The following is a 23,486-nucleotide window of genomic DNA, read 5'->3' on the forward strand; positions in this document are numbered from 1 at the left end:
AAGCGTCCGGACGGTCAGCTGACGAGGCTCGACACCTTCCGGGCCGCCCGCACATAGTCGAGTACCAGTGGGCGGTTGTCGTCGGCGCGGGCGGCGAGGGCGAGTCTGCTGGGTGACAGGCCGTGGACCGGGCGGGTGACGACACCGCCCAGGCTGATCAGCGGCGCGTTCCCGGCCGCGACCAGGCAGACGCCACGGCCGTCCACCAGCGCCTCGTACGTCTCGTCCGTGCTCGCGATCTCGGCTCCGATACGCGGCGGGCCGCCGGGCCGTTCGTCGAGGGCGAGCCAGTACTCGCGCAGCACGCCCGCGCTCTTGGGCAGGGCGAGGAACGGTTCGTCCAGCAGATCGGCGAAGTCGACGGACTCGCGCGCCGTGAGGGGGTGCGTCTGGGGCAGGGCCACCAGGCGTGGCTCCTCGGCGACCACGACGTACGTATAACGGTCGAGGTCGGGGACCGGCAGCCATACGTACGCCACGTCGACCGAGCCGTCCGCGAGCCCGGCGGTCGGGTCCTCCCAGCCGATCTGCCGCAGCCGAAGCGTGGCTTCCGGGCGCGCTTCGGTGAACCGGGAGCGGATGGCCGGAAGCAGGCCGCCCCGCGCGGGGCTGGTACTCATGCCCACGACGAGGACGGCGGCCTGCTCGGCCTTGGCCCGCTCCATCGCGCCCCGGGCCTCCTCCCAGTCGGCGAGGACCCGACGGGCGTACGGCAGCAGCGCCGCGCCCACCGGTGTCAGCCGTACCCCCTGCCTGTCCCGCTCGAACAGCGGCGCTCCCAACTGCCTCTCCAGGGCCCTGACTTGCTTGCTCAGGGCAGGCTGCGAGACGTACAGCCGCTCGGCGGCCCGGGTGAAATGCAGTTCCTCGGCGACCGCGACGAAGTACCTCAGATCTCTGCCGTGCACGTCCATAACCAACGGTTATCACGACAGGTCTTGGACCGGCGACCGGGTTCACGGACAGGCTTGTCGGCACAGGGAGTCGACGAGCGAGGAGCCTGAGATGAGCAAGGTATGGCTGGTGACCGGGGCGAACAGCGGGTTCGGGCGGGCGATCACCGAGGCGGCGGTCGCGGCGGGTGATGTCGTGGTGGCGACGGCGCGCCGTCCGGCCGCACTGGACGACCTGGTCGCGGCGCATCCCGACCAGGTGGAGGCGGTGGCCCTGGACGTCACCGACGCGGCTCGGATCGAGACGACCGTGCGGGAGGTGGTGAAGCGGCACGGGCGGATCGACGTGCTGGTCAACAACGCGGGCCGCAGCCATGTCGGCGCCTTCGAGGAATCCACGGACACCGAGCTGCGGGACCTCTTCGACGTGCATGTCTTCGGGCCGGCCGCCCTGGTCCGCGCCGTGCTGCCGCACATGCGCGACCGCCGCTCCGGGGCGATCGTGCAGCTGAGCAGCATGGGCGGTCAGATGTCGTTCGCCGGATTCTCCGCGTACAGCGGGACGAAGTTCGCCCTTGAGGGCATGTCGGAGGCCTTGGCGGACGAGGTACGGCCGTACGGCATCAAGGTGCTGATCGTCGAGCCGGGCGCCTTCCGTACGGGATTGTTCGGCAACATCAGCGCGAGTGCGGAACTCGACGCGTACGCCGAGACGGTGGGGCCGACGCGGCGGATGGTCGCCGCCGGTGACGGCAGCCAGCCCGGCGATCCGGCGAAGGCGGCGGCTGCGATCCTCGCGGCGCTGAACGCCGAGCGCACTCCGCTGCGGCTTCCCCTGGGCGACGACGCCGTGGATGCGGTGGTCGGCCACCTCGACCGGGTCCGTGCGGAGATCGCCGACTGGGAGAAGGTCACACGAGCGACCGCGTTCAGCGACTGAAGGTTCAGTGGCCGAAGCCGAGTTCGGTCACGAGGCCGCGGGCTTCCCGGGCCCAGTCCGCCAGGAAGGCCAGCACCATGCCCCGTTCGCGGTAGCGGTGCTCGGCCTCCACGGCGCGGCTGCCGCCGTAGTCGAGCTGCTGGGCGTCGCCCGCGCGGGACAGCATCAGGGCGGTGAGCCAGTCGTACTTCACCGCGGAGGCACACACGCCGAGCCGGACGAGCCGTTCGTCGCCCTGCCAGCCGCTGTCGCGCAGGCCACGGACGTAGCCCTCGTAGACGGCGGTCGCGAGTTCGGGCAGCCGCGCGGCGGGCAGGAACCCGTCGAAGATCGTGTCGGGGATGTAGTTGCCGATGTCCTCGCCGAGGGCACCGTCGCCCGCGAACGCCCAGTCGAACAGCACGCTTCTGCCGTGGTGCGAGACGAGGTTGGCCGGCCACTGGTCGAGGTGGCTGAAGACGCGGGGCAGCGACTCCATGACCCGCAGGAACCACTCGCGTTCGTGGCGCAGCCGCACCATCTCCTCACGGAGCCCGGCGGGGAAATGGTCGCGCACCAGCGGCTGCCGCCACGCCGCGTCGTCGTCGAGCAGCTCGCGGCCCACCGTCTGGGCGGCGGTGTAGTCCCGCAGGAAACGGCGGCTGAACCAGGGCCGGTCGAGGACCACGCCTTCCATGCCGTCCATGCGGCCGTCCATGCCCTCCACACCGTCCACGCCTTCCGCGAGCGCCCTGCCGTGGGCCGCGCCCAGCCGCCGTGCGTGCCGGGCGTGGGCGTCGACAGACCATCCCGTGGCCGGTTCGCCCGCCACATCCTCGAGCCACAACGCCACGTCGCCGTCGGGGCGTTCGACGGAGGCGAGCAGCTTGGACGCGGTGATCCCCCACGGCTCCCAGGTCCGGGCGATCCCGTCCTCGTACACATGCGCCTCGCGCCGCCAGAAGTTCCAGTGCCGCGGATCTTCCGAGGCGGCCCAGGTCGCGGTCGTGCGCTTCCCGCGGGTCAGCACCTTCAGCACGGCCGACCGGTCGGCGACGCGGACCCGCCACACGCCTCCGGTGACGCCGTTCTTCGGGTTGTGCGTGAGGGGCTCCAACTTCGCGCGGTCCGGCGGGACTTGGAATATCTCTCGGACTTCGTCCGCGAGCTGAGGGAAGAGCGGGACGGCGGCCTCAGGCATGCGGTGATCGTAACAAGTCATCTCATTTGGCCGACCGGTCGCCGATGCCCTGGCCCAGTTCCTGGACCGTCACCCGATCACGCCCTGACCGGGCCGGCCGAGGCGTCCTCCCAGCGGACGCCAGTCGTTGGAGTGGTGTGGGAGGAAGAGGGCCCGCTCGACGACGTAGCGGGAAAAGTCTCGTGCGGACGACGCCCGGTCTCTGTTACCGTCCCCGGCATGAAGCGCGCCCACATGACGACGACGCCGGAGAGTGTCCCGGCGCGCTGATTCGATGTCTTGAGTCCGAAGCCCCGGGGCGAGTGCCCCGGGGCTTCGGCTTGTGCGGTCACTCGCTCGGAGCCGTTCGTGATCCGTCCGTGAGGAGACCGCTATGAACGACCACCGCAAACTCGGCCGTGAGCTCAGCCTGTTCGACACCGACCCGCTGATCGGTGCGGGGCTGCCGTACTGGTTGCCCGACGGCGCGGTCGTACGGCACGTCCTGGAGGAGTTCATCCGTACCGCCGAGCGAGAGGCGGGGTACCGGCATGTGTACTCGCCGGTGCTCGGCAAGCGGGAGCTGTACGAGATCTCCGGGCACTGGTCGCACTACAGCGACGACATGTTCCCGCCGATGGATCTGGGCGGCGAGCAGGTCGTGCTGCGGCCCAGCCTGTGTCCCCATCACGCGGTGATCTATCGCTCGCGCTCGCACAGCTACCGCGAACTTCCCCTGCGCATGGCCGAGTTGGGCGGCATGTACCGTTCCGAACTGTCCGGCGTTCTCGGCGGGCTGACCCGCGTACGGGCCATCCAGCTCAACGACGCGCACATCTTCTGCACCCTGGACCAGGTGGCGGAGGAGGCACAGGCCGCCCTGGAGATGATCCGCCGGGCCTATGAGGCGCTCGGTATCAGCCCGGCGCGCTACCGGCTGTCCCTCCCCGGCCCCGGTGGGAAGTACGTCGCCGCCCCGGAGTTGTGGCAGCGGTCCACCTCCATCCTCACCGAGGTGCTGGAGCGATCGGGTGTGCCGTACGAGGCTGCCGAGGGCGAGGCCGCGTTCTACGGGCCGAAGATCGACGTCCAGGTGGTCGACGGCGCGGGCCGGGAGTCCACCCTGTCCACCGTCCAGGTCGACTTCCATCAGCCGGAGCGGTTCGAGCTGCACTACATCGGTGCGGACGGCGCGAAGCACCGGCCCGTCATGGTGCACCGCAGCATCATCGGCAGTGTCGAGCGGGCCGTCGCGCATCTCATCGAGGAGCACGGGGGCGCCTTCCCGGCCTGGCTCGCGCCGACCCAGGTGGCGATCCTTCCCGTCTCCGCCGCCGAGTTGCCGAACGCCGTTGCGCTCGCCGCGAGTTGCGCCCGCCGCGGGCTGCGGACCGAGATCGCCGGACCGGAACGCGGCAGCCTGGGCGCCCGTATCCGGGAGGCCCGCCTCGTGCCGTACCAGGCGGTGATCGGCGCCAAGGAGGCCGCCGGCGATCTGGTCGCGGTGCGCCTGCGCGACGGTCGTCGGCTCGATCCGCTGCCCGTGGAGGAAGTCCTCGCCCGGATCGCCGCCCTGGTCGACGGCCACCGCACCGACCTGTGGGACAGCGCGCCCCGCTGAGGCCGTGTCCGTGCACGGGCTCCGCGAACTCCTCACGGAGGGCCGGCGCGCAGCCCGGTTTCAGGGTGCTGAAAGCACCCTGAAACCGCGCTGAATGCGCCCTGCCGCAACCTCTCCGTCATGACGACAACGACATCGCACTCACTCGCCATCGCGGCCAAGGGGCTGCGCAAGGCCTACGGGGACAAGACGGTCCTCGACGGCATCGACCTGGCGGTGCCGACCGGCACGGTCTTCTCCCTGCTCGGCCCGAACGGCGCGGGCAAGACCACCGCCGTCAAGATCCTCTCCACCCTCATCACCGCCGACGCCGGCGAGCTGCACGTCGGCGGCCACGACCTGGCCATCGACCCGCAGGCCGTGCGGGCCGCGATCGGCGTCACCGGGCAGTTCTCCGCCGTCGACAGGCTGATCACCGGTGAGGAGAACATGCTCCTCATGGCGGACCTGCACCACCTCTCGCGCGGCGAGGGCCGCCGTAGCGCCGCCGAACTCCTGGAGCGTTTCGACCTGGTGGAGGCGGCGAAGAAGCCCGTCTCCACCTACTCCGGCGGCATGAGCCGCCGCCTCGACCTCGCCATGACGCTGGTCGGCAACCCTCGGATCATCTTCCTCGACGAGCCGACCACCGGCCTCGACCCGCGCAGCCGCCACAACATGTGGGGCATCATCCGCGAGCTGGTCTCCGACGGCGTCACCGTCTTCCTCACCACCCAGTACCTGGAGGAGGCCGACGAGCTCGCCGACCGCATCGCGGTGCTGAGCGACGGCAAGATCGCCGCCGAGGGCAGCGCCGGCGAGCTGAAGCGGCTCATCCCGGGCGGGCACGTGCGGCTGCGCTTCACCGACCCGGCCGCGTACCAGTCCGCCGCCGTCGCCCTGCGCGAGGCCACCCGCGACGACGAGGCGCTGTCCCTGAGCATCCCCAGCGACGGCAGCCAGCGCGAGCTGCGCTCCATCCTCGATTGGCTGGACTCGGCCGGCGTCGAGGCGGACGAGCTGACCGTGCACACCCCCGACCTCGACGACGTGTTCTTCGCCCTGACCGGCAGCACCAAGGTCCCCAACCAGCCCAAGGAGAATGTCCGATGAGCGCCCCCCTGGCTCCCGCCCGCCCGACCCGGATCTCCCTCGCCGTCCGCGACTCGAACACGATGCTGCGCCGCAACCTGCTGCACGTACGGCGCTACCCGTCCATGACCCTGAACCTGCTGCTGACGCCGATCATGCTGCTGCTGCTCTTCGTCTACGTCTTCGGAGGCGTGATGAGCGCGGGCATCGGTGGCGGCGGCGCCGACCGCTCCGACTACATCGCCTATCTCGTCCCGGGCCTGTTGATGATGACCATCGGCAGCACCGTGATCGGGGCCGCGATCTCCGTCTCCATGGACATGACCGAGGGCCTCATCGCCCGCTTCCGCACGATGGCGGTCTACCGCGGGTCCGTGCTCGTCGGGCACGTCGTCGGCAGCGTGCTGCAGGTGCTCGCCAGCCTGGTCCTCGTCGGTGCCGTCGCCGTGGCCATCGGCTTCCGGTCCACCGACGCCACGGCCCTGGAGTGGCTGGCGGCGTTCGGACTGATCGCGCTGTTCGCCCTGGCGCTCACCTGGATCGCGGTCGGGATGGGCATGGCCAGCCCGAACCCCGAGGCGGCCAGTAACATGACATACCCGCTGATCCTGCTGCCGCTCATCTCCAGCGCCTTCGTCCCCATCGACGCGATCCCGGGCTGGTTCCAGCCGATCGCCGAGTACCAGCCGTTCACGCCCGCCATCGAGACCCTGCGGGGCCTGCTGCTCGGCACCGAGATCGGCAACAACGGGTGGATCGCGATCGCCTGGTGCGTCGGCCTGACCGTGCTCGGCTACCGCTGGTCGACGTCGCTGTTCAACCGCGACCCGAAGTAGCCGAGATGATCGCGCGGGCTGCCTCGCGCAGCTCGTCCCGCCCCAGGGCGGCGTACTCCGACACCGCGTCGGCGTACGCCGCCCTGGCAGCGTTCCCGGCGGCCCCGACCGCCTTCCGGGCGCGGTCCGCCGACATCGTCGGCTGGAAATCGCGCATCACCCGCAGCCGTTCGGCCAGCGCGATCATCCGTACGGCGGAGGTGTCCCCGGACGCGAGCCCCGCCATGCCCATCGCGTGCAGCACCGTCCCGAACACAGGGAACTCCATGGGCGAGCCGGACGGACCGGAGAGCAGGGTCCGCAGCCCCTGCCGCAGCCGGTCGACCAACTCCGCGACCAGCTCGAGACGGCCGGCGTGCGCGTGCGCCGTCACCGCCACCGCCAGCATCTGCAGCACCCACCGGTCGAAGAAGGGGTCGCCGCCGTGTATCGAGCCGACTGCGGGCAGCGGCTGCACGGCGCTGCGCCACAGGCCCAGCCCGACCTCCGTCAGTCCGCGGGCGAGCGCGATCTCGGCGCGCCCGAGGATGTCCATGCTGTAGGCCTCCTGCTTCGTGGTGTCGGCGCCCTCCGCCTGCCGCAGCCAGTACTCGGCCTCGTCGGGGTCGCCGCGCTGGAGGCAGGCGAGGACGAGGCCCCAGCGGATGCCGATGAGGTCGTGCTCGTCGCGGAGCCGCAGCAGCGCCTGGAGCGCCGCTTTGAGGTGCTCGTACGCTTCCTCGCCCCGCTCCGTCTGCAAGCACAGCTCGCTCAGCCGGGAGTGGCCCATGACCTGCAGGAACGGGTTGTCGACCGGCCCCAGCGCGGCGATGATCCGCCGAGCCGAGGCGAGCGCGCGGTCGATGTCGTGCTCCGACTCCCAGACGTAGGTGGCGACGCACTCGGCGGTGCCGGCGAGCAGCGGCTGCTCGCTGTCGCAGAGCTTCTGCAGCACTTCGTAGTCGGGCGGAAGCATCTCGGGGACCGCGCTCAGCACCACCGCGATGGCGCGCAGCAGCGTGTCCGGCGGGGCCGGGGGCAGCCGCCTGAGGGTGACGAGTTGGCGTACGACATGCGGGCCGTAGCCCATGAACAGGCTCGTCGTGCACAACACCGCGGCGGCGCGGGCGACTTCGACGTATTCGGGCTCGGGGTAGTAGTGAGACAGCGGCGGGCCGGTGTCCGCGGCGAGGGCGGCGAGGCGGGGGTAGCTGGAACCGATGGACCACAGGGCGGCGAGGACGGCGGTGAGGGCGGCGGTGGTGGGGCCGTCCGTACGGGCCAGGGCGTGCCGCAGGGCCAGCACGAGGTTGTCCTGCTCGGCCCTGATCCGCTCCAAGTCGGTCAGCGGTTCCGAGCGGAAGAGCCAGTCGTGGTTCGCGACCCCGAAGTCCCGCGCCCAGACGAGGAACCGGCCGATGGCCTCCTCGTCCTCGCCCGCCTCCGCGCGACGGGCCGCGCTGAACTCCCGTACGGTCTCCAGCATCCGGAACCGCACGCCGGCCGGGGTGTCGGCGACGGTGATCAGCGACTGATCGGCCAACTGCTCCAGCAGGAACAGCGCATCCTCGCCAAGGACCTGCTCCGCCGCCTCGCTGGAGAAGCCACCGGGGAAGACGGACAGCGTGCCCATCGCTGCCCTCGCGTCCTCGTCGAGCAGGTTCCAGCTCCACTCCACGACCGCGTGCAGCGTGCGGTGGCGTTCGGGCACGTCCCGCGCCCCGCCCCGCAGCAGCGCGAACCGGTCGCCGAGGCGGCGGGCGATCTCCGGCACCGAAAGGACTCGCACTCGCGCCGCCGCCAACTCCACGGCGAGCGGCAGCCCGTCGAGGTGGCGGCACAGCCCGGCCACCGCGTCGGGCGGCAGCTCCACGCCGGGCCGGGCGGCCCGGGCCCGCTGCGTGAACAGCTCGGCCGAGGTGTCGAGACCGAGCTCCGGCAGTGCGTACACCGCCTCCGATGTGAGGCCCAGCGGGGCCCGGCTGGTGGCGAGCACCCGCAGGCCCTTCGAAGACGAGACCAGGGCCCGTACGAGGTCGGCGGCGCCCCCGATGACCTGCTCGCAGTTGTCCAGCACCAGCAGCGCGGGCCCGGAGCCGAGCACACCGAGGATGCCGGACACAGGGTCCGCCGGGGCATGGCCGCTCATGGCGCCGGCCCGCCCCTCGCCCGCGCCGAGCGCGGAGGCCACCTCCGCGGCCACATCCGCGTCTGCGGTGACACCGGCGAGCGGCACGAAATACACCACGCGCTGCTCGGCCCGGCGGCTGACGGCGTGCGCGAGCCGGGTCTTGCCGAGGCCGCCGGGGCCGACCAAGGTGACGGCGCGGGAGGTACGCAGCAGCCGCTGCACCGCCGCGATGTCCTCGTCCCTTCCCAGCAGCGGGTTCGGCTCGTGCGGCACGCCGTGCCGGACCGTGGGCGCCTCGCCCCGCAGCAACTCCTGCTGTACGACCTTGAGTTGAGCTCCAGGATCCGTACCGAGCGTCTCGCGCAGCTCACGCCGGTACGCCTCGTACCGCGTCAGCGCGGCGGACGGGCCCGCCGTCGCCGCCTCGCCGCGCAGCAGCTCGGCGAGCACTTCCTCGTCGCGCGGATACTCCGAGGCGGCCACGGCCAGCGGCCCGGCCGCCTCCGCGTGGCGCCCGAGCCGGGCGAGCGCGAGCGCCTGCGCGCGTACGAGCGCGGCGCGGACGGGGGCGCGCTCGGCGCGTAACGCGGCTACGGGGTCGTCGGTGTCGCCGCCCCCGTCAGGAGTGCCCTCCCACAGCGCGAGTCCGGCCTCGGCCGCGGCCAGCGATCCCGCGTGGTCCCCGGCCCTGGCCCGGTCCGCGCCGGCGGCGGCGTACAACAGCAGGGCGGAGCTGTCGACCTGGTCCTCGGCGAGGGTGAGCCGGTATCCGGTAGGCGTGCTGACGAGGACGTCGGCGCCCAGTTGCGCCCGCGCCCGGGACACGAGGACCTGCACGGCCTTTCCCGGCCGCTCCGGCAACTCGTCCGGCAGCCACAGCCCTTCCACAAGCCGCTCGATGCTGCAGCCCGTGCGCAAGTCGCCCGCGAGCAGCGCCAGGAGGCCGCGGAGCCGGGGCGCGGTGACCTCCTGTCCGCGATAGGCGACACGCGGCAGCAGAGTCAGGTCGGTGGTCACCCGTGCAGATTAGCCAGTGCCTCCGGCGGTGAGGCGGGGCCTACGGGGGCGCTCCGCTGGGGGCGCGGTTTGAAGCTGCGGGTTCGTTGTGGTTGCTCGCGCCCCGCGGCGGAGCCGCTGATGTCACAGCCCCGCGCCCCTTGGGTGCGTGGTGGGTCGGGGCCGCGGGCCGGTGCGTCAGCCCGTCGCAGGGTGGGCATACGGCCCTTCGGCTTCCACAGGGCGCAGGTGGCCTGAGACAGAACCTACGCGACGGGCATACGACGCACCGGCCCACGTCCCCTCCCGCCGGTGGGAGAGTGCCGGCACATCGTGGCTGGGGCGAGTGGAGCCGCAGGCTTTTTAGGGGCGCGGGGAACTGCGCGACCAGCCACGACGGCGCCGCACCCGAAAACCGCACAACCGGCGGAGCTCAGGCGCGTCGCCCCCGAAGCCACAGGTACACGGGAATCCCCGCGAACAGGAACAAGACCCCCTGGTAGACCGCCGCGTAGCCCGCCCCCGCGATCAGCCAGAACGAGAAGGCAAACGAGAGAACGGCTACGACCAGATCGCGGGCCAGCCCGGCGGGGCGTACGCGCTCGCGGGTGCCCTGGGCGAGCCAGTACAGCTGGGCCGCGGCCGACAGCAGGTAGGGCACGCAGCCGGTGAAGGTGGTGATGAGGACGAGGACGCGGAAGGTGGTGTCCGGGCCCGCCGTGTAGTTGAGGGCGATGAGCAGCGTGCCGAGGACCGCGCAGGCCAGCACGCCGAAGCCGGGGACACCTCCCTTGCCGACGCGGGCGAAGGGCGCGGGGAAGAGCCCGTCGCGGGCGGCGGCGTACGGCATCTGGGCGCTCATCAGGATCCAGCCGTTGAGGCAGCCGACCATCGAGGCGAGGGCGACGGCGGCGATGAGCGTGCCGCCCCAGTGGCCGCCGGCCATCGCGTCGACGGCGTCGGCGAACGGTGCCCCGGACTCGGCGAGTTCACCGTGCGGTACGAGGCCGAAGACCGCGACCGTACCGAGCAGATAGACGAGCGCGGAGCCGAGCGTGCCCAGGACGCTCGCGCGGCCCACCGTGCGTTCCGGGTCGCGGACCTCGCCCGCGCTCATCGCGGCCGACTCGACGCCGAGGAAGCTGTAGAGGAGCAGCGCGGCGGAGGCGGCGAGAGCGCCGGGCACGCTCTCGCCGGAGGCGTTGAAGGGGCCGAAGTTGTCGGTGTCCACGAAGAAGAGGCCGACGGTGGCGACGAGGAGCAGCGGGACGAACTTCAGGACGGTCGAGACGATCTGCACGCCGCCGACCCAGCGGGTGCCCGCGAAGTTCGCGGCGGCGGGCAGCCACAGCGCGGCCATCGCAACCGCCGCTTGCAGCACCTTGTTGTCGCCCAGCGGCAGCAGTACGTCGGCGTATCCGACGGTCGCGACGGCGAGCGCGGCAATGCTGACCCAGGTCATCGTCCAGTACGACCAGGCCGACAGGAAGCCGGCGAACTCGCCGAACGCGTCGCGCGGGTACACGTACAGGCCGCCGGTGACGGGGCTGCGGCGCGCGAGCTTCCCGAAGAGCAGCGCGAGCAGCACCGCGCCCACGGACAGGACGAGGAAGGCGAGCAGGCTGACCGTGCCGTACGGGGCGACGGTGGCGGGGAGGGCGAAGATGCCGCCGCCGATGATGTTCCCCATGACGAGGGCGGTGGCGGCGGCGAGACCAAAGCCCTTGGGGCGTATGGACGCCGGGGTCTCGTCGGTCGGCGACGGGGGTACGGGCTCGGCGGCGTCGGTGGTGTCTGCGGCAGGCATGGGGCGTCCGTGGGGAGAGGGGGAGGGGGAGGGGAGGGTCGTGATCGTATCCCCCAATCCCACATCGTGGTCGATCTGTTCATGTACTGGACACACAACGGTGTTTGCCCCCGCTTCCGTTAGCGTCGTTGCATGACCAGCGACGCCCTCTTCTCCGCTCCTCTCCTCGCCGACGCACTCGCCGCGGGGACGCTCGTGCTCGACGGCGGCATGTCCAACCAGTTGGAGTCCGCCGGGCACGATCTGAGCGACGAACTCTGGTCGGCGCGGCTGCTCGCGGAGCGGCCCGAGGCGATCACCGAGGCGCACCTCGCGTACTTCGAGGCGGGTGCGAACGTCGCGATCACCTCCAGCTACCAGGCCACCTTCGAGGGCTTCGCGAGGCGCGGGATCAAGCGGGAGCGGGCGGCCGAACTCATGGCCCTGAGCACCGAGTTGGCCCTGGACGCGACCGAGGAGGCGCGCGCGAAGGGCGTCACGCGGCCGCTGTACGTGGCGGCCTCGGTCGGGCCGTACGGCGCGATGCTTGCGGACGGCTCCGAGTACCGCGGCCGGTACGGCCTGAGCGTGGCCGAACTGGAGGCCTTCCACCGGCCTCGTCTGGAGGCACTGGCGTTCGTCGGGCCGGACGTCCTGGCGCTGGAGACGGTGCCGGACGCCGACGAGGCCGAGGCACTGCTGCGGGCGGTACGCGGGCTGGGGGTGCCGGCCTGGCTGTCGTACAGCGTGGCAGGCGGCCGCACCCGCGCCGGGCAGCCGCTGGAGGAGGCGTTCGCCCTGGCCGCCGACGTGGACGAGGTGATCGCGGTCGGCGTGAACTGCTGCGCCCCCGAGGACGTGGACGGCGCGATCGAGATCGCCGCCCGTGTCACCGGCAAGCCGGTCGTCGTCTACCCCAACAGCGGCGAGACCTGGGACGCCGAGGCCCGCACCTGGGCGGGCCGCTCCACCTTCGCGGCCGAGGAGGTACGCGGCTGGCAGGAGGCCGGCGCCCGGCTGATCGGCGGGTGCTGCCGGGTGGGACCGGAGGCGATCACGTCGATCTCGGGGTCGCTCAGGGCGAGTTGAGGTTACGGCCGATTCCCGGAACTTACGGACGGTCGCTTGAGCCCTCAGCCGTCGAAGCGGCGGCGGGAGGCCTCGATGTGGGCGAGGTACCGGCGGGTCCAGTTGCACATTCCGTCGATCGTGGCTCGCAGGCCCTGGCCGGCCTCGGTGAGCGTGTACTCGACCCGTGGCGGCACGGTGGGGTGCACTCGCCGCTCGACCAGACCGTTGCGCTCCAGCATGCGCAGGTTCTGGGTGAGCATCTTGTGGCTGATGCCCTCGACCTCGTTCCGCAACTCGCTGAAGCGCAGGGTGCGGTCACCGAGAAACTCGATGATCAGGAGCGCCCACTTATTGGCGACGTCCGAGAAGATCTCCCGCGCCAGAGAGTCCGCGCGGGTCAGGTCCGCGTCCTCGGGTGAGCCCGTGAACTGCTTGGTCTCCATATGGTTCCCCAGTCACCGAAAAGTGCGTTCTTCCATGTCAGCGCTCACTCTCTTACAGTTCCCGAGTAACCACAAGAGAGCACGAGGACTCGGGCTCACGACAAGGAGGCTGACAACATGGCCATCAAACTGCTGAACCCCGGCGGACTTCCGGAAATCCCGGTCTACCAGCAGGTGTCGATCGCGACCGGCTCGAAGCTGGTCTTCATCGCCGGGCAGGTCGCCTGGGATGCCGAGGGGGTCACGATCGGCGAAGGCGACCTCGCCGCTCAGGTCGAGCGGGCCTACCTCAACCTCGGCACCGCCCTGGCCGAGGCCGGCGCGTCCTTCGCCGACGTGGCGAAGCTGACCCTCTACGTCGTCGACTGGACCCCTGACAAGATGCCCCTGCTCCTGGAGGGGATCGACCGGGCCTCGGCAAAGCTCGGCGTCACACCGATGGCGCCGGCCACGCTGATCGGCGTTGCGGCACTGGACGTTCCCGAGCATCTGGTGGAGCTCGAAGCCACCGCGGTCGTCGACTGAACAGGTCCCGCCTGTTCGACATTTCGAAAGTTTCGACTTCCGAGCATTCCTACGAACACCACCCCTTCCCCGTACACTTCCCGCGGCCGTAATGTAGGAAGCGCTTTCTAACCGGTCGACGCCCTCCCGCGTGCCAGACCGTGGCGATACGAAACTTTCGCCGGCCCTCGGGACGGGGCGGAGAGGTGGGGCTTCCATGGTGCGTACCGGGACCGATGCCGGCCCGACGCTGGCGGTCGTGGCCCGCGAGGCCGGTGTGTCCGTGCCGACGGCGTCGAAGGTGGTCAACGGCCGGGAGGACGTGGCGCCGGAGACCCGCCGCCGGGTCACCGAGGCGCTCGACCGGCTGGGATACGTACGCAGACCGCGGTTCGACGCGGCGAAGTCGCCGGGACTGGTCGATCTCGTCGTGCACTCGCTGGACTCCTCCTGGTCGGGCGCCGTGCTGCACGGCGTGGAGGAGGCGGCGCACGACGCGGGTTTCGAGGTGGTCGTCTCGGCCGGCCTGACCCGGACGCGCGGTGGGCGCCCCGAGCGCGGCTGGCTGGACAAGCTGTCCGCGCGTGGCTCCGCCGGTGTGCTGTTCAACCTGGCGGAGCTCACCCAGTCCCAGTACGCCTGGCTGGACCAGCACCGCATCCCGTTCGTCCTGATCGACCCGGTGATCGATCCGCCACCTGGCGTGGTCTCGGTCGGCGCCGCCAACTGGCAGGGCGGCGTGACGGCCACCGAGCACCTGCTCGCCCTCGGTCACGAGCGGATCGCGGTCATCGCCGGCCACCGGCGCAAGATGTGCAGCAGCGCCCGCGTCGCCGGCTATCGCTCGGCGCTCGCGGCGGCCGGGCTCCGCCACCGGCCCGAGTACCTCCGTTACGGCAGCTTCGACGAGGTCACCGCCCACCGCCGCATGCTGGAACTCCTCGACCTGCCCGAACCGCCCACGGCCGTCTTCGTCTGCTCGGACAAGATGGCCCTCGGCTGCTACCAGGCCCTGGCCGAACGGAAGTTGAGCGTCCCCGACGACATGAGCATCGTCGGCTTCGACGATCTGCCCGAGGCCCACTGGGCCGCACCCTCGCTGACCACGGTCCGTCAGCCCCTGTCCGAGATGGCCGCGACCGCACTGCGCCTGCTGGTCCGCATCATGTCGGGCGAACGGCCGGAGGGCACCCGGACGGAGCTGTCCACACGGCTGGTGGTGCGGGAGAGTACGGGGCCGGTGCCGGGGTCCGCGTAAGGCCGGCCTACGGCTGAAGTCGCGCCGCCCACCTGATGCCGCCGAGCAGATGCGCCCGGAAGTCCGGGTCCTCGTACGCCTCCGAAGCATGCCCGAGCGCGGTGTAGAAGACGCGCCCGGTCCCCTGCTCCCGGCACCACACCAGCGGGTGGTCGTCGCCCATCCCGCCTCCGTCGTACGAGGATTCGTCGGCGGAGGCGAGGACGCGTACCGAATCGCGCGGACTGGCCCGGAAGTCGTACCACTCGTCCGTGAACTCCCAAGCGGCGGGCAGGCGTTGGGTCGCCGGATGCTCCCGGTCCTCGACGAGGAGCTTGCCCGGCTGATAGTCGGGGTGGCGGGCGAACCGGGCGCCGAGCAGCTCGCCGTAGTACGGCCAGTCGTACTCGGTGCAGGCGGCCGCATGCACCCCGACGAAGCCGCCGCCCGCCTCGACGTACGCGGCGAGGTGCTCACGTCCCGCGGACGTCAGGACGTCACCGCTGGTGGAGAGGAAGACGACGGCCGCGTACGGATCGACGGGCGCGTCGAAGAACCCGGCGTCCTCCGTGGCGTACACCGTGAAGCCGTGCGCGGCGCCGAGGGAGCGTACGGCCGCGATGCCGTCCGGGATGGACTCGTGGCGGTAGGCCGTGGTTCGGGTGTAGACGAGGACGCGGGGGTCGAGCTGAGCTGCTGCCATGCCATCCGACGCTATTTGCTGAGCAAGGGTGGTCACCAGCAAGACAGGAAGCCGAACGCCAAGTCGTCACTGGTCATCGCCCTCCACGAAAGAGAGGAACCCCAGCCGACGCGCGGCTGGGGTTCCTCAAGGCGGTGAGTGTCGGTCAGCAGGTGGAGTCGCCCACGCCGTAGACCGCTCGTCTACGCGTCGGCGGACCGCACCCCCTCGCGATCACCGTGGATCAGGCGGGTCAGCGCTGCAGGGTGAGCAGGCCCGGCCGGTACGGCAGCGTCAGGTACTCGGTGCCGTCCGAGGAGGGGTTCCTGCCCTGGTAGAGGAGCTGCAGGTTGCAGGGGTCGACGGTCATGGTCTGGTCGGGGTTGTCGCGGACCAGGTCACCGTGGCTGATGTCGTTGGTCCAGGTGGCATTGCTGTTGGCCTTGCCGGCGAAGGGGTTGCTTTCGGTGGCGGCCTGCGGGGTCCACGAACCGTTCAGGCTGGAGGCCGTGAACGAGCGGAAGAAGCGCTGCTCGTTCACACCCCGAGCCTCGACGAGCATGAGGTACTGGTTCTGGCCCTTGACCTTGTAGACCTCCGGCGCCTCGAACAGGTTCTTCTCCGTGTCGCTCATGACCGTCGTGAACGAGGAGCCGAAGCTGCTGGGGAAGTTCCCGATCGGCATGCTCGCCCGGTAGATGCTGCCGTTGTCAGCGGCGAAGAACAGGTACATGTTCTGGTCGTCGGCGATCATGGTCGGGTCGATCGGGGCGTCCTTCCGGTTCGGATCGGGGTTCTGGGGGAGGGTGCCGGTGAACAGCGGCTGCTTGGCGGACCAGCCGTTGGGGTTGGTGGGGTCGCTGGACGTGCGGTAGTAGAGCGGCCACTGACTCCACTGGGACACCATCACCCAGACGTTCTTGGGCGCGAAGTAGAACAGTTCGGGCGCCACCGCGGCATCGGTCATCCCGGTCTGGGTGGCCGCCCCCATATCCGACCAGTTCGTGAAGGGACTGAACATCGTTGAGCCCCACGACGATCCGTTGGAGGTGGTCGCGTAGACCAGGTTCTTGCCGTTGTACTTCACGGTGGTGAAGTCCTTCAGCGCGACCTGCCCGTTCGCGGGCTGCGCCAGCGGACCGGTCGAGGTCCACCGGTATGTCGACGGAAGAGCACACGTGTTGCTCGCCCCGGACAGGCCGGTCCACTTCTGGTTGGTGCCGCCGTGGCACGACCAGATCTGCACCGCCGTGCCGTTGGTCTTACCCCAGCCCGAGACGTCCAGGCACAGCCCGGACCGCACGCCGACGATCGTGCCGTCGGAGTTCACCCGCCACTGCTGGTTGTCACTGCCGGTACACGTCCAGATCTGCACCGGGCTCCCGGACGTGGTGGCGCCGCCCCGGACATCCAGGCACTTGTTGCCGTACACGGTCAGCTGGTTGCTGTCCGTCAACGTCCACTGCTGGTTGGTTCCACCGTGGCAGTCCCAGATGTGCACGTTCGCGCCGTCGGTCTGGCTGAAGCCCTCCACATCGAGACAGCGGCCGGAATCAACACCGCGCACGTCGCTGGTGGTGGCCGCCTGAGCCGGGCCGGCGACGAGCAGCGCCGCCAACGCGGCCAAGGCCGCGACCGCGGCTGCGAGCACCGCGGACGGGCGTCTGAGGCTGAAACTACGTCTTCGCATAAGGACCTCGTCATCCTTGAGCAAGCGGCTCCGGTTTGCCCCGTCAGTGGCTGTTCGGGCGCCGGTGGTGGTGCGGCCCTGAAGCGTTCGATAAGCCGAACAAGGGTCGAAGTGTCGAGCAACTGGATAATTAGGGTTCCGGTGATCAGCGTCAATACCTCTCGCATAATTCGCGAGCCGACGAAACCGGGCGGCTTCAAGTTCCGTTCCTGTACAGCTCTTTGGCGTGAGGGGCGGGTAGCAGTGCGGGCACGGGTCGTTGCCGGCCCGAATCCGGGCGCGACGCGCCGGACACCCCGGCTCCTGACGGGCGGGAGTCTTACGGTTCACGCGCCCCCTGATCCAACCGATACGGCGGATGGACATCCGTCAGCAGCGTCGCGTACGCCACCACCCGCATCACCCAGCGATGCAGGCCCACGTCGAGGTCGTACATGCCGCGTGGACAGCGGCCGGTAAAGAACAGGGCGACGGTATCGGCCCGGACGTGTCCGATTCCTACAAGACCACGCTCCAACTGCCTGCCTACGGTGGCCGCATGACTCCACGATTCGATGCGATCGGCATGGTGGCCTCCGACATGGCCGCCTCAGTAGCCTTCTACCGCCGCCTCGGATTGTCCTTCCCCGAGGGCTCCGAGAAGCAGCCGCACGCCGAGGCCCCACTGCCGGGCGGGCTGCGCTTGATGCTCGACAGCGAGGAGACCATCCGCTCTTTCGCGCCGGAGTGGCAGCCGCCGAGCGGGGGCGGGCGCATCTCTCTGGCCCTGCTGTGCGAGAGCCCGGCCGAGGTCGACTCCGTGTACGAGGAGATGGTCGGCGCCGGGTACGACAGCGGGCTCAAACCGTGGGACGCCGAATGGGGGCAGCGGTACGCGAGCCTGCTCGACCCGGACGGCAACGACGTGGGCCTGTTCGCGCCGCTACCCGGTGCGTCCCAGTAGCTCACCCAACGGCATGCCCGCCAACTCCCGTACGTCCCGGGCCAGATGGGCCTGATCGGCGAACCCGGTCCGCGCCGCCGTGTCCGCGTAGGGCACCCCGGCGCGGGCCAGGGCGAGGGCGCGCTGCAGCCGTAGTACGCGGGCGAGGGTCTTCGGGCCGTAGCCGAAGGCGGTCAGTGAGCGGCGGTGCAACTGGCGGGCGCCGACGCCGAGTTCGTCGGCGGTCGCGGCGACGGGGCGGCCCGCGTGGAGGGCGGCCACGACCTCTCTCAGCAGCGGGTCGGGGGGTGCGGTGCCGGACGCCCACCGCAGCGCCACCTCTTCGAGGCCGCTCGCCGGGTCGTCGGCCGCGTTCACCTGCGCGGCCAGGCGCCGTACCTCGGACAGCGGCCGGAGGTCGGCCAACTCCACGCGCCGGTCGCGTAGTTCGTGCGCGGGCACGCCCAGGAGTGTGGGCGCGGTGCCGGGGTAGAAGCGGACGCCCGCCCAGGAGCGCGGCGTGTCCTCGGTGACGTATGCGTGTGTGTCGGGTCCGGCGACCAGCAGTCGTCCCTCGTTCCACAGCAAGTCCATGCAGCCGTCGGGCAGGACGGGCCCGGCGCCGGTGCCGGACGGGGTGTTCGTCCAGACGACGGCGTCCGTCAGCCGGGAGGGCCGCTCCGCGTACACGTACGTCAGGTTACGCGGTTCGGGTCCGGCGCTCCTGCGGGCTGACCCCGTACACCCGCTTGAAGGCGCTGGACAGGGCGAACGCGCTGCCGTAGCCGACCTGGCGGGCGATCGCGCCGATGGTTTCGTCGGTGTCGCGCAGCCGGTCCGCGGCGAGGGCGAGGCGCCAGCCGGTCAGATACGTCATCGGGGGCTCGCCCACGAGTTCGCTGAAGCGGCGGGCGAGCGCGGCCCGGGAGACGCCCGCCTTCGCGGCGAGCGAGGCGACCGTCCAGGGGTGCGCAGGGTCGTCCTGGAGGAGCCTGAGCACCCGGCCCACGACGGGGTCCGCGAGAGCCTGGTACCAGGCGGGCGCCTCGGCTTCCGGGCGGGAGAACCAGACCCGTAGCGCTGCGATGACCAGCAGGTCGAGCAGCCGGTCGAGGACGACCTCCTGGCCGGGCTCGTCGCGCACGATCTCCTCGGTGAGGAGCGGGGTGAGCGGGCAGGCCCATTCTTCGGAGGTCAGGCGGAGCAGCGGTGGCAGGGCGTCGAGCAGCCGGCCGTTGATCTCGCCCTGCATGGTGTACGTCCCGATCAGCACGACCGTGGAGCCGTCGAGCCGGTCGCCCCAGGTGCGGACTCCGAGGTCCATGACCCCGTTCAGGGAACGGCCGTCGGGATAGAAGCACTCGGCGCCCGGCCCGATCAGCGCCTGCGGCGGGGTGGAAGGGTCGTCGGCGCAGGTGTACGGGTCCGGGCCGCGCGCGATGGCGAGGTCGCCGGCCCGCAGGAACAGCCCCTCTCCCTCGTCCGGGGTGATCCAGGCGTCACCGCGGACCACGAGCATCACTGTGAGCGGGGCACGGTCTTCGACACGTACGCACCAGGGTGGATCGAAACACGCTCGGATCATGAAGGCGCCACGCGCGCGTGGACCCTCCAGAAGGCCTGCGAGTACGTCCATGACCTCAGAGTAGACGCGCGCTTATAGGAACGAGAGCTTCAGCGATGTTCCCTTTCCGCGCAGGGCAGTTCACTGGATTTCATGACAGAGAACACGCGGAACGAGACGCTGTTGGTGACGGGAGCCTCGGGCAGGACGGGGCGCAGGGTGGCTCAGGCGGCGCAGGCGGCGGGATTCGACGTACGGGCCGCATCGCGCGGTGGCGCGGTGCGCTTCGACTGGGCCGACTCCTCCACATGGGACGAGGCGCTGCGTGGCGCCGACGCGGCCTATGTGGCGTATCCGGGGGACATCGGTGCGCCGGGCGCCGCCGAGAGCATCGGTGCCCTCGCGCGGCGGGCGCTGGAGCTCGGCGTACGGCGGCTGGTGCTGCTGTCGGCGCGCGGTGAGGCGCAGGCGGAGCCGGCCGAGCGGGCGGTGCGCGAGTCGGGTGCCGAGTGGACGGTGGTGCAGGCGGACTGGTTCATGCAGAACTTCAGTGAGGGTCTGCTGCTGGAGGGGGTGCGCGGCGGTGAGTTCGTGTTCCCGGCGGGCGAGGTGCCGGTGCCGTTCATCGACGCGCGGGACATCGCGGACGTGGTGGTGAAGGCGCTCACCGACTCCTCGTACGTGGGGCGGACCCTGGAGATCACCGGGGCGCGGCTGCTGTCCTTCCGTGACGCCCTGGCGGAGATCTCCGCGGCGGCGGGCCGGGAGATCCGCTATGTGCCGGTGCCGGTCAAGGAGTACGGCGCCATGCTGAGCGACTTCGGGCTGCCGGCCGAGGAGGTCGCGTCCCTGCAGGAGGTCTTCGAGGCGCTGCTCGACGGCAGCAATGCGCAGACCACCGACGGGGTCGAGCAGGTGCTGGGCCGCGCTCCGCGCGACTTCACGGACTTCGCGCGGGAGCACGCGGCGCAGGGCGTGTGGAAGGTCTAGCCCCGTTCCGGCGCCGGCGGTCAGTCCTGCGTGGGCGGCTCGTCCCCGTTCTTCGGGGAGCTCTTCGCGGTCGTCCGAAGCCGTGACGTCACGTCCTCCGGGGGGAGGAAGCGGGACCAGCGCTCCGGGAACTCGGAGGGCATGTCCGGGTCGTCGGGGTCGGCGGCGGCGCGGGCTGCCGCCGCGCGGGCCACGAAGTCGGCGGCCTGCGCGGCGCGCAGCTGCTCGTTGACGGCGCGGGCGGCGGCCGTGGCGGCGGCCGGCCAGACCCGGTCGATGGCCGCGTTGACGGCCGCTCCGACGAGTACGGCGAAGGCGGAGACACCGATCCACAGCAGTACGGCGACGGGGGCGGCCAAGGATCCGTAGATCGTGGGCCCTTCGACGGTGTTGGTCAGGTAGATCCGCAGCAGGAAGCTGCCAAGCACCCACATGCCGAGCGCGACCAGGGCGCCGGGCACGTCCTCGATCCATGGGGAGCGCACCGGCACGGACACGTGGTAGAGCGTCGTCAGGAAGATGATGGACAGGACGATGACGACGGGCCAATACAGGATCTGCACGACGGTCGTCGACCACGACACGAGGTTCACCACGGCGTCCGGGCCCGCGACCATCAGCGGCAGCGCCACAGAACCGATCAGCAGCGCCACGAGGAACAGCAGGAACGCCATCAGCCGGGTCTTGACGATGCCGCGGACCCCGTCGAGGCCGTACATGACGGTGATGGTGTCGATGAAGACGTTCACGGCGCGCGAGCCCGACCAGAGGGCGAAGAGGAAACCGAGGGAGATGACGTCGGGTCTGCCGCCCTTCATCACGTCGTGGAGGATCGGCTGGGCGATCTCCGAGACGCCCTTGTCCGTGAGGATCGTGCGCGAGGCCTCCAGCAGGTTGGTCTCGACGCTGGCGATGGTGTCGGCGCCGGTCCAGGAGTCCACGTAGCCGAGCAGCCCCAGCATGCTCAGCAGCAGCGGCGGCACGGACAGCAGCGTGAAGAACGCGGCCTCCGCGGCGAGGCCCAGGATCCGGTACTCGATGCAGGAGTTGACAGTGTCCTTGACCAGCAGCCAGGCGGTTCTCCGCTTGGAGACATTCCGGTAGAGAGCACGGGCCCGGTGAAGCCTGCCGGGTGGGCTCTCTGGTGTTTCACTTGCTGGCTGCACGCTCCTAACCGTATCTGCCCCGACGTGCGTCCCTCACCCTCCGCACTCGAACGTGACGGCTGCCCTACCCGGGGGTAGTTTCCTCACATGGCAACCGGCACCCACGCAGTGACCAATCAGGTTCCGCCCCTTGTCGGCTATGACGTCTTCGGCGCCGACCGGGTGCTGACGGAAGCGGTCGAGCGGCATCTCGATCCGGGGCTCCTCGCCGAGGCGCGCGAGGAGCTGTCGCGGCTGGGGCGCACGGCCGGTTCCGTGCAGGTCCAGGAGTGGGGGGTGCTGGCGAACGAGAATCCGCCGAGGCTGCGTACGCATGACCGTTACGGTCACCGGATCGACGAGGTCGACTTCCATCCGTCCTGGCACCGGCTGCTGGGCAAGGGCGTCTCGGCGGGCCTGACGGCGGCGTGGACGCGGCCGGGCGGGCATCTGCGGCGGGCGGCCGGGTTCCTGGTCTGGACGCAGGTCGAGGCGGGCAACGGCTGCCCGATGTCGATGACGCACGCGGCGGTGCCCGCGCTGCGCACGGACCCGGAGCTCGCGGCCGAGTGGGAGCCGCGGCTCACCTCCACCGTCTACGACCAAGGGCTGCGGCCCGCCTCGCAGAAGGCGGGCGTTCTCTTCGGCATGGGCATGACGGAGAAGCAGGGCGGCAGCGACGTACGGGCGAACACGACGGTGGCGCGTCCGCTCGCCGAGGACGGGACGTACGAGCTGACGGGCCACAAATGGTTCTGCTCGGCGCCGATGTCGGACGGCTTTCTGGTGCTGGCGCAGGCGCCCGGCGGGCTCACGTGCTTCCTGGTGCCGCGGGTGCTGGAAGACGGCACGCGCAATGTGTTCCTGATCCAGCGGCTGAAGGACAAGCTGGGCAACCGGTCGAACGCGTCGAGCGAGATCGAGTTCGACGGGACCTGGGCGCGCCGGGTCGGGGACGAGGGGCGCGGGGTGCGCACGATCATCGAGATGGTCGCGGTGACCCGGCTGGACTGCGCGCTCGGTGCCGCCTCGCTGATGCGGCAGGCGGTCGCACAGGCCGTGCACCACAGCACCTACCGTGAGGCCTTCGGCGGCAAGCTGATCGACAAGCCGCTGATGCGCAACGTACTGGCCGATCTCGCCCTGGAGTCCGAGGCCGCGACGACGCTGTCGCTGCGGCTGGCCGCCGCGTACGACGACGGGAGCGAGCAGGAGCGGGCGTTCCTGCGGATCGCCGTGCCGGCCGCGAAGTACTGGGTGACCAAGCGCTGCACACCGCTCGTCGTCGAGGCGTCGGAGTGCCTGGGCGGCAACGGGTACGTGGAGGAGTCCGGGATGCCGCGGCTGCTGCGCGAGTCGCCGCTCAACTCCATCTGGGAGGGCGCGGGCAACGTCCAGGCGCTGGACATCCTGCGGGCCATGCAGCGCGAGCCGCACGCCCTGAACGCCTACCTGGAGGAGATCGGCCGGGCCCGTGGTGCCGACCACCGGCTGGACGGGGCGATCAAGAACCTGCTGGCCGAACTCGCCGACCTGGACGGCATCGAGGGCCGCGCCCGGCGCCTGGCCGAGCGGATCGCGCTGGTGCTCCAGGGCGCGCTGCTCGTCCAGTACGCGCCTGCGGAGGTCGCCGACGCGTTCTGTGGGTCGCGTCTCGGCGGGGACTGGGGGGCGGCGTTCGGGACGCTGCCGCACAGCCTGGACCTGGCCTCGGTGGTGGAGCGGGCGCGGCCCGTCTCCTAGTCGGGGCGTAGGCAGGCGTACGACACAAGGGGGGCGCGGCGTCGAACCGGCGCCTCCCTCTCGTACCACCTATTCCGGCGTAT

The 23,486-nt window shown here is 70.8% G+C and carries 19 protein-coding genes and 1 pseudogene; 10 read left to right on the plus strand and 10 right to left on the minus strand.

The window, feature by feature from the left end; genetic code table 11:
- Window positions 1-14: 14 nt before the first annotated feature.
- Entirely contained in the window at window positions 15-914 is a 900-nt protein-coding gene (locus tag ACGFNK_RS35600; protein WP_393422663.1) for a LysR substrate-binding domain-containing protein, read from the minus strand.
- 91 nt (window positions 915-1,005) lie between these two features.
- On the opposite strand from ACGFNK_RS35600, the gene ACGFNK_RS35605 reads away from it, so the two are divergent.
- Window positions 1,006-1,833 (plus strand): oxidoreductase, encoded by an 828-nt coding sequence (locus ACGFNK_RS35605; protein WP_393422665.1) that lies wholly within the window; start codon window positions 1,006-1,008, stop codon window positions 1,831-1,833.
- A gap of 4 nt (window positions 1,834-1,837) precedes the next feature.
- Here ACGFNK_RS35605 and ACGFNK_RS35610 read toward each other — a convergent pair whose 3' ends face one another.
- Window positions 1,838-3,013, minus strand: coding sequence for an aminoglycoside phosphotransferase (locus ACGFNK_RS35610; RefSeq protein ID WP_393422667.1), 1,176 nt, complete (start codon window positions 3,011-3,013; stop codon window positions 1,838-1,840).
- A gap of 367 nt (window positions 3,014-3,380) precedes the next feature.
- Here ACGFNK_RS35610 and thrS point away from each other — a divergent pair.
- The 3 genes and pseudogenes from thrS to ACGFNK_RS35625 all read left to right on the plus strand — a co-directional run.
- Window positions 3,381-4,613 (plus strand): annotated as a pseudogene (gene thrS / locus ACGFNK_RS35615) (threonine--tRNA ligase); the annotation flags it as partial.
- A 120-nt stretch (window positions 4,614-4,733) separates the two neighbouring features.
- Window positions 4,734-5,705 (plus strand): ATP-binding cassette domain-containing protein, encoded by a 972-nt coding sequence (locus ACGFNK_RS35620; protein ID WP_393422669.1) that lies wholly within the window; start codon window positions 4,734-4,736, stop codon window positions 5,703-5,705.
- Window positions 5,702-6,520: an ABC transporter permease gene (locus tag ACGFNK_RS35625; protein WP_393422671.1), complete on the plus strand. Its 819-nt coding sequence runs from the start codon at window positions 5,702-5,704 to the stop codon at window positions 6,518-6,520. The genes ACGFNK_RS35620 and ACGFNK_RS35625 overlap by 4 nt, the downstream gene beginning before the upstream one ends.
- Here ACGFNK_RS35625 and ACGFNK_RS35630 read toward each other — a convergent pair.
- Together ACGFNK_RS35630 and ACGFNK_RS35635 are read right to left on the minus strand one after the other, a co-directional pair.
- Window positions 6,501-9,647: an ATP-binding protein gene (locus ACGFNK_RS35630; RefSeq protein WP_393422673.1), complete on the minus strand. Its 3,147-nt coding sequence runs from the start codon at window positions 9,645-9,647 to the stop codon at window positions 6,501-6,503. The genes ACGFNK_RS35625 and ACGFNK_RS35630 overlap by 20 nt on opposite strands.
- 412 nt (window positions 9,648-10,059) lie before the next feature.
- Window positions 10,060-11,433 carry an amino acid permease gene (locus tag ACGFNK_RS35635; protein WP_393422675.1) on the minus strand — a complete coding sequence of 458 codons (1,374 nt, stop codon included), beginning with the start codon at window positions 11,431-11,433 and terminating at the stop codon, window positions 10,060-10,062.
- Window positions 11,434-11,565: 132 nt separating this feature from the next.
- On the opposite strand from ACGFNK_RS35635, the gene mmuM reads away from it, so the two are divergent.
- Entirely contained in the window at window positions 11,566-12,501 is a 936-nt protein-coding gene (mmuM, locus tag ACGFNK_RS35640) for a homocysteine S-methyltransferase (RefSeq protein WP_393422677.1), read from the plus strand.
- A gap of 44 nt (window positions 12,502-12,545) precedes the next feature.
- Here the strand turns inward: mmuM and ACGFNK_RS35645 are convergent, their stop codons facing one another.
- On the minus strand, window positions 12,546-12,926 hold the full coding sequence (locus tag ACGFNK_RS35645) for a winged helix-turn-helix transcriptional regulator (protein WP_393422679.1): 381 nt from the start codon (window positions 12,924-12,926) through the stop codon (window positions 12,546-12,548).
- 117 nt (window positions 12,927-13,043) lie between these two features.
- Here ACGFNK_RS35645 and ACGFNK_RS35650 point away from each other — a divergent pair, with 117 nt between their 5' ends.
- Together ACGFNK_RS35650 and ACGFNK_RS35655 are read left to right on the plus strand one after the other, a co-directional pair.
- Window positions 13,044-13,451, plus strand: a complete 408-nt coding sequence (locus ACGFNK_RS35650; RefSeq protein WP_393422681.1) for a RidA family protein — start codon at window positions 13,044-13,046, stop codon at window positions 13,449-13,451.
- Window positions 13,452-13,647: 196 nt separating this feature from the next.
- Window positions 13,648-14,688 carry a LacI family DNA-binding transcriptional regulator gene (locus tag ACGFNK_RS35655; RefSeq protein ID WP_393422683.1) on the plus strand — a complete coding sequence of 347 codons (1,041 nt, stop codon included), beginning with the start codon at window positions 13,648-13,650 and terminating at the stop codon, window positions 14,686-14,688.
- A 7-nt stretch (window positions 14,689-14,695) separates the two neighbouring features.
- Here ACGFNK_RS35655 and ACGFNK_RS35660 read toward each other — a convergent pair whose 3' ends face one another.
- Window positions 14,696-15,370 (minus strand): ThuA domain-containing protein, encoded by a 675-nt coding sequence (locus ACGFNK_RS35660; protein ID WP_393422685.1) that lies wholly within the window; start codon window positions 15,368-15,370, stop codon window positions 14,696-14,698.
- A 232-nt stretch (window positions 15,371-15,602) separates the two neighbouring features.
- Window positions 15,603-17,039: a non-reducing end alpha-L-arabinofuranosidase family hydrolase gene (locus ACGFNK_RS35665; protein ID WP_393422687.1), complete on the minus strand. Its 1,437-nt coding sequence runs from the start codon at window positions 17,037-17,039 to the stop codon at window positions 15,603-15,605.
- A gap of 538 nt (window positions 17,040-17,577) precedes the next feature.
- Here ACGFNK_RS35665 and ACGFNK_RS35670 point away from each other — a divergent pair.
- The gene (locus tag ACGFNK_RS35670) at window positions 17,578-17,982 is read left to right on the plus strand and encodes a VOC family protein (protein ID WP_393422689.1); all 405 of its coding nucleotides are present in this window, start codon (window positions 17,578-17,580) and stop codon (window positions 17,980-17,982) included.
- On the opposite strand, the gene ACGFNK_RS35675 is transcribed toward ACGFNK_RS35670, so the two are convergent.
- A complete protein-coding gene (locus tag ACGFNK_RS35675; RefSeq protein ID WP_393422691.1) occupies window positions 17,962-18,651 on the minus strand; it encodes a helix-turn-helix domain-containing protein in 690 nt (229 codons plus the stop codon). The genes ACGFNK_RS35670 and ACGFNK_RS35675 overlap by 21 nt on opposite strands.
- A gap of 10 nt (window positions 18,652-18,661) precedes the next feature.
- Entirely contained in the window at window positions 18,662-19,597 is a 936-nt protein-coding gene (locus ACGFNK_RS35680; protein ID WP_393422693.1) for an AraC family transcriptional regulator, read from the minus strand.
- A gap of 81 nt (window positions 19,598-19,678) precedes the next feature.
- Between ACGFNK_RS35680 and ACGFNK_RS35685 the strand changes: the two genes are divergently transcribed.
- A complete protein-coding gene (locus ACGFNK_RS35685; protein WP_393422695.1) occupies window positions 19,679-20,515 on the plus strand; it encodes an NAD(P)H-binding protein in 837 nt (278 codons plus the stop codon).
- Window positions 20,516-20,535: 20 nt separating this feature from the next.
- On the opposite strand, the gene ACGFNK_RS35690 is transcribed toward ACGFNK_RS35685, so the two are convergent.
- On the minus strand, window positions 20,536-21,681 hold the full coding sequence (locus ACGFNK_RS35690; RefSeq protein ID WP_393422697.1) for a YihY/virulence factor BrkB family protein: 1,146 nt from the start codon (window positions 21,679-21,681) through the stop codon (window positions 20,536-20,538).
- A gap of 87 nt (window positions 21,682-21,768) precedes the next feature.
- On the opposite strand from ACGFNK_RS35690, the gene ACGFNK_RS35695 reads away from it, so the two are divergent.
- The gene (locus tag ACGFNK_RS35695) at window positions 21,769-23,403 is read left to right on the plus strand and encodes an acyl-CoA dehydrogenase family protein (RefSeq protein WP_393422699.1); all 1,635 of its coding nucleotides are present in this window, start codon (window positions 21,769-21,771) and stop codon (window positions 23,401-23,403) included.
- Window positions 23,404-23,486 lie beyond the last annotated feature (83 nt).

This window comes from Streptomyces sp. NPDC048825 (assembly GCF_043198355.1).
Taxonomy (GTDB): domain Bacteria; phylum Actinomycetota; class Actinomycetes; order Streptomycetales; family Streptomycetaceae; genus Streptomyces; species Streptomyces xiangluensis.